Annotated in this window: 3 protein-coding genes and 1 pseudogene; all 4 read right to left on the bottom strand. The window is 63.6% G+C overall.

The window, feature by feature from the left end:
• Window positions 1-219, bottom strand: a 219-nt coding sequence (locus ACLQI9_RS11555) for an SLBB domain-containing protein (protein WP_442391693.1), incomplete at its 3' end; no start/stop codon positions are given.
• 44 nt (window positions 220-263) lie between these two features.
• Window positions 264-836 (bottom strand): annotated as a pseudogene (locus ACLQI9_RS11550) (NADH-quinone oxidoreductase subunit F); the annotation flags it as partial.
• On the bottom strand, window positions 833-2,470 hold the full coding sequence (locus ACLQI9_RS11545) for an FAD-dependent oxidoreductase (RefSeq protein ID WP_442391692.1): 1,638 nt from the start codon (window positions 2,468-2,470) through the stop codon (window positions 833-835). The gene ACLQI9_RS11545 and the pseudogene ACLQI9_RS11550, both read right to left, overlap by 4 nt.
• Before the next feature lie 42 nt (window positions 2,471-2,512).
• A partial coding sequence (locus ACLQI9_RS11540; RefSeq protein WP_442391691.1) for a hypothetical protein occupies window positions 2,513-3,102 on the bottom strand: 590 nt, incomplete at its 5' end.

Below are 3,102 nucleotides of genomic sequence, written 5' to 3'. Positions count from 1 at the left end.
GAACCGTTTGCCCGCGAGCATGCCCTGGCCGTACACATCGATCAGGTTACGCAGCGACGTCCCCATCGGAAGCTCGTAGACGCCCGGCGCGACGACGTCACCGCTGAGCGTGTAGATCTTGGTGCCGACGGCGTCGCCGATCCCGAGCGCCTGGTACCAGTCGGCGCCATGGTGAATGATGTGCGGTACGTTTGCGAGCGTTTCTGTGTTGTTGACCAATGTCGGACAGCCGTAGACGCCACTCTCTGCGCCGGATAGGGGGGCCTTCGCCGCGGGAACGGAAAACCGCCTTCGACCGACGCAATCGCCGCCGACTCCTCGCCGCCGATGTACAAGCCTGAACTTTCAACCACTGATAGAGTCATCGGCCGCCCGATGGCGTTTTTGAGCCGGGCGAACAGCGAGTGCGCCCGCCACTGCGCCATCGCTTTGCTGATGTTCTGCACGGAGGCCGTCTGTGCCGGATTGATGTAAATCACGACGTTGTTGACGCCGGTGGCAAGGGCGGCAATCAGCGCCCCCTCGATCACCTGATGCGGCGATTTCTCCAGCAGTAGCCGGTCTTTGAAGGTTCCCGGCTCGTCTTCGTTGCCATTGCAGATGAGATACTTGTGGCTCTGGCTGGTCTCAGCGGCGACGAAGCTCCACTTGCGGTGAGTCGGGAAACCGGCGCCGCCCATGCCCCGTAATCCCGCCGCTTCGATCGTTGCGATCAGCCGATCGGGTGCTGCAAGCGCGGCCTCGAGACCGGCGCCCCCGGGGCCGGCAAGCCATCGGTCCAAATCCGGTCCGACCAGACAACGCTCATTCAGAACGACGTGATTGAGAGTGTTCATGTGACCGCGCTTTCGCCTGCCGGAACCTCCGCCGGCCGTGCTCGCGGAGTGTACATGTGGGTCTTGTCGAAGTTGGCATAGTCGGGGAACAGGGGTGGCCCGACACGATCCAAGGGTAGCCCGGCTTTCGTCAATTCCCGCTGACGCTGGGTCACATGCTCGATCAGGATCTTACGCGGATTGGCCGCGGCCGACCGCTCCGCTGCCTTGACCCCGGCCCGACGGCCGAAGCTCAGGATTTCAAGCAGGGCGTTGCCCGCGAGGCGGTTGTGACCGTGCACGCCACCGGCGACTTCGCCGACGCAGAACAGGTTGGGAACCGAGGATGCGCCATTTGCGTCGATGACAACGCCGCCGTTCTGGAAATGAAGCGTCGGATAGACGAGGAAGGGCAACCGCGCCGGGTCGTGCCCGCACTTCTTCGCCAGCTTGATGACGCTCACAAACTGCTTGGCAATGATGCCCGGCTCACGGAGTTCCAGGGCTGGCGTGTCGAGAAAAACGCCCCGATGACCGGCCCCGCTGACGACGCCCCGTCCCTCCTCGCATTCGCGAATAATCGCTGCGGCGACCTGATCGCGCGGCTTCAGTTCATCGACGAAGCGCTCCCCAAGGCCGTTGACCAAGGTTGCCCCTGCCGACCGTGTCGCCTCTGAAACGAGGCTACCAGCCAGCCGCGGCGGATCCGCGAGGCCGGTCGGATGGTACTGGAAGGAGTCCAGGTCCCGCACGCGCGCCCCGAGCCGGTAGGCGAGCACGAGACCGTCGCCTGTCGCGCCGAAATGGTTAGACGTCGGAAAACCATTCAGATGCAATCGGCCAATGCCACCGGTGGCCAGGATCACCGCCTTGGCACGAACGAGGCAATAGCGGCAAATATCGAGCGAGAAGACGACGGCGCCGGCACAATGGCCGTGCTCATCGCACAGGAGCTCGACGACTGGGCTGCGATTCCACACGGTGACGCTGCTGTTGAGCACGGCTTCGCGCAGAACCCGCATCATCTCAAGACCGGTGCAATCACGGTGGCACAGGATTCGGTCGGCCGTCGCCCCGCCCGGGCGGCGGGCTCGGAGGTCGCCTCCGTCGTGGTCGAACTGCATGCCAAGTCGGATGAGCCAGCGGATCACATCCGGCGCATCCATCACCATCTGCGCCACCAACTGCTTGTCGCCCTTGAAATGGCCGCCGCGCAGGGTGTCCTCGAAGTGACGTTGCGGCGAGTCCTCAGGGCGCACAGCGGCTTGAATGCCCGCTTCGGCCATCACGGTATTGCTGTCGCCCAAGCGGAGCTTCGTTGCGACGAGCACCTTTGCACCGGCCTTCGTGGCGGTGAGGGCCGCAGCACAGCCGGCGCCCCCGCCGCCGATCACGAGAACATCGGTGTCGGTTACCGTTGCGCCAGCGAGAGCGGCTTCGTTAATGCGCGCATTCGTGTGCAGCCAGTCGGCCACGAGCCGGTGACACGGATCGCCAGCGTTCGGCCCAACCTTAATGGTCGTGCGGGTTTCTGCCCGATAGTCTGGGTGATAGCGGGCGAGCAGGTCTTCGCGAGGCAGCGGATTGTCGCGCGCGACCGCTGGTGAGGACACTCGCCAAGCGGCGAGCGCCTGTTCATAAGGAATGCCGGTCATCCGCGTCGTATTCCTCCGTTCAACGCGCATATATTCAATGCCCTAATTATCGCCCCTCGCTGCGGGGACCTCGATGGCGTCGACGTCCACGGTGAGCGCGCCGCGGCGGATCTGGTCGAGACGGAGCAACAGATTGGGCGAATGCAGCCCGTGGGATGCGACGATGCGTCGGCCGAGCATCCCCAAATGGTTGGGACCGATATGCTCGGGGCACGCCCGTGTGCACAGATTGCACATCACGCAGTCGGCGAAGATGTCACTCGCTTCCTGAACGCTGCCCACGATAAGCAGGTTAACACCCCGCTGGACCTCCAGACCGCGCGGACAGGTCGCATCACAGCCGCCACAGTGCCTGCAGTGAGCAGCCTCCGGAAACGTATCGTTGACCTGTTCGAGGACATCCCATGCGTTGTAAAAATCCTCGATTTGGTACGCGTGGTGCCTGTGGTGGGCGAGAAAGCCTACGAACGTCACCTGCATAGCGGGCTCGACGATCGTTTCGCAGGCGAGTTCCATTGTTACGTCGCTAGAGCCGGCACGACGTACCATAATACGGCAGGAGCCACAGACACCTTGCAGGCAGCCGACGCCGGCCACCAAGGTCTCGCCCGCCTGCCAAACGGCCTCGATGA

The sequence above is a fragment of the Mycobacterium sp. genome (assembly GCF_052143115.1).
GTDB lineage: Bacteria > Actinomycetota > Actinomycetes > Mycobacteriales > Mycobacteriaceae > Mycobacterium.
This window is presented reverse-complemented; position numbering and strand designations above follow the sequence as displayed.